The organism is Pseudoxanthomonas broegbernensis (assembly GCF_014202435.1).
Classification (GTDB): Bacteria; Pseudomonadota; Gammaproteobacteria; order Xanthomonadales; family Xanthomonadaceae; genus Pseudoxanthomonas; species Pseudoxanthomonas broegbernensis.
Genome location: NZ_JACHGU010000025.1, coordinates 1 through 2,447, shown reverse-complemented (window position 1 = coordinate 2,447; position 2,447 = coordinate 1). Strand labels below are relative to the sequence as shown.

General features: G+C 61.5%; 3 protein-coding genes and 1 pseudogene. 3 read left to right on the top strand and 1 reads right to left on the bottom strand.

The annotated features are described in order from the left end of the window. A partial coding sequence (locus HNR76_RS15635; protein WP_183982374.1) for an RHS repeat-associated core domain-containing protein occupies nt 1-669 on the top strand: 669 nt, incomplete at its 5' end. A gap of 67 nt (nt 670-736) precedes the next feature. Further along, nucleotides 737-1,090 carry a hypothetical protein gene (locus HNR76_RS15220; protein WP_162309420.1) on the top strand — a complete coding sequence of 118 codons (354 nt, stop codon included), beginning with the start codon at nt 737-739 and terminating at the stop codon, nt 1,088-1,090. 35 nt (nt 1,091-1,125) lie between these two features. On the opposite strand, the gene HNR76_RS15215 is transcribed toward HNR76_RS15220, so the two are convergent. Then, complete coding sequence (locus HNR76_RS15215) at nt 1,126-1,521, bottom strand: helix-turn-helix domain-containing protein (protein WP_162309419.1); 396 nt, start codon at nt 1,519-1,521, stop codon at nt 1,126-1,128. A gap of 21 nt (nt 1,522-1,542) precedes the next feature. On the opposite strand from HNR76_RS15215, the pseudogene HNR76_RS15210 reads away from it, so the two are divergent. Next, nucleotides 1,543-2,447: pseudogene (locus HNR76_RS15210) on the top strand (hypothetical protein); the annotation flags it as partial.

Here is a 2,447-nt window from a genome sequence, read left to right as displayed (position 1 = left end):
GTGTGGCGGGCCAGCAACTACGGCTGGGACCGGGCGGTGACCACGGACAGCATCGGCGGGCTTAACATCGGCTTCCCGGGGCAGTACTACGATCAAGAAAGCAACCTCTGGTACAACATGAACCGGTATTACGACGCGCGGCTGGGGGCGTACACGCAGGTCGATCCGATCGGACTGGCGGGCGGGTTGAATCCGTATGCCTATGTTGGGGGGAATCCAATATCGTTTGTCGATCCGCTTGGTTTGCGAGCTTTGACTGATTGCGAGAGCGGCATTCTCTCCAAGTACTTCCCAAACAAAGACCTCAGCAAGATCGACATCAAAGATGGCATCCCCTACCTCGCGAGGAAGGGCGGTGCTGAAGGTGCTGATGCGTGGACCTTCAAGAACACCATCTACATGGCACCTGGAATCGATGCTCCCGATACGATTGGGGGAATTTCGTTGATCGGTCACGAGATCGTGCACTCTACGCAGTACGACCAATACGGCGTGATTGGGTTGGCACGTCGCTATAACGCCGCATACAAGGCGAATATCAGGGCGGGCATGTCTGAATACGACGCCTACCGAAACAATCCCTTCGAGGTTGCAGGCTTTGATATGGGCGCGAAGATCCTCAACGATCTTCAATCTCAGGGAGGCGATCCTTGTGGCTGCGCGAAATAATGCTTTCCTTGTACTGATGCTGCTCGCAGTCAATGCCTGTGCGAGTGAGCCGTCCGGGGGGAAGTTGATGGAACTGCGTCAGCTTCCCGAAGGCGAGAGAACACTTGCGTTCAGTCGGTTGGATGCAGGAGAAAAGGTTGAGTTGTTCTTCCAAGCCAACCGGCGTCATCCGCCATACAGTGGCTTGAACGATGCCTTCGGGAAAGAGGGCAAGGGCTTCTTGGCGCGCCTCCGCGGTGAACTTGATGTGCGTGGCGGTGTTCCTGAGGTGCTGTCATTCATGGTGATCGCTTCCGACCTGAAGCGTCGAGGCGAATTGTCGAGTGGCGACATGCAGGACTTGCGAATCAACGGCATCTGCCAACTTGCTAAACAGAGTGAATATTGCCCAGAGCTTGAGGCAAAACTCTTGGCTCCATGAATCAGAAACCCCGCCCTCACCGGCGGGGTTTTTGTTTAGCGGCCAGCCGTTTGCTGTTGCAGCACGGTGTCGATCATTTGCATGACGAACCGCTGCTGTGCCTTGGGCAGGCGGGTGATGCGTTCGAGCTGCTGTTGCAGCTTCGGCGCCGGGCCGCGCTTGGCGGGTGTGGTCGGCGCGCCGATCAGTTCTTCCACTGACACGCCCAGCGCCCGCGCGATCGTCGGCAGGGCAGAGACCTGGATGCGCCGGCGGCCGACCTCGTAGGCCGTGATGGTCTGCTGCGAGACCCCTAGCCACTCGGCAAGCTGGGCCTGGGTGATGCCCTGGTGCTTGCGCAGTTGCGCGATGCGCGCACCCATCTGCACGAAAAATGCGGTCTCTTCTTTGCTCAGGGCCACGGCGGCAGGCAGGACAGTGGAGGTGTTCATACGCTCGATGGCCTCGGCCAGATGTGGAGCCGGACCAGCCCGGAGACGGGCACCACCACCTTCACCCACACCGCCAGCGGCCTGATGACCCAGATGACCCGCTCCGGGGGCGGTGTCACCGACTACGCCTATGATTCCGTGGGACGCCTGAAGAGCGCCACGGTAGGCACGCAGGTATTGGGCTACGCCTACGACAGTTGCACCAACGGCAAGGGAAGGATCTGCAGCGCCAGCAGCCCGGGGACCACCACGGGTTTCACCTACGAGCCCGATGGCCGCCTGCGTCAGCGCACCGAGGCGATCACCGTCAGCGGCGTCCCGACCAGCCATGCCACCACCTATGCCTACGATGTCGTGGGCCGCCTGGGTGCCATCACCTATCCCGGCGCAGTGGCCACGGGCTACTCCTACACCCACGGCAGGCTGACCGGGATGACGGTCACCATCGGGGGCACGACGAGCACCATCGTTGCCGGCGCCCAGTACCGCCCCTTCGGCCCGGCCACGGGCTGGACCTACGGCAGTGGCTTAACACGCAATTACAACTATGATCAAAACTACTTCGTGGGCGACGGACGCCTGACCGGCATCACCACCATGAACGGCGGCACCACGCTCCAGAGCCTGCTGCGCACCTACGACGCCAACGACCGGGCCACCCAGACGACCCACTACATCGATACCAGCCTGACTCAGGCCTATGCCTACGACGCCCTCAACCGCCTGACCGCGGTGACCTCGCCCTCGGGCAACCAGGTGCTGGAGTGGGACGCCAACGGCAACAAGACCCGGCACCAGTGGACCACCAACGACCTGCTGACGGTCAGTACGGGCAACAACCGCACCACGGCCATGGCCAGCCACGGCTACACGTACAGCGGCCGCGGCAACCGGGCCACGCATACCTATGGCGGCTCGGTGGCCAC

Excerpts from the sequence above, each read along its gene's own strand:
- HNR76_RS15215 (WP_162309419.1), bottom strand. The coding sequence starts at position 1,521 with ATGAACACCTCCACTGTCCTGCCTGCCGCCGTGGCCCTGAGCAAAGAA.
- HNR76_RS15220 (WP_162309420.1), top strand. The coding sequence starts at position 737 with ATGGAACTGCGTCAGCTTCCCGAAGGCGAGAGAACACTTGCGTTCAGT.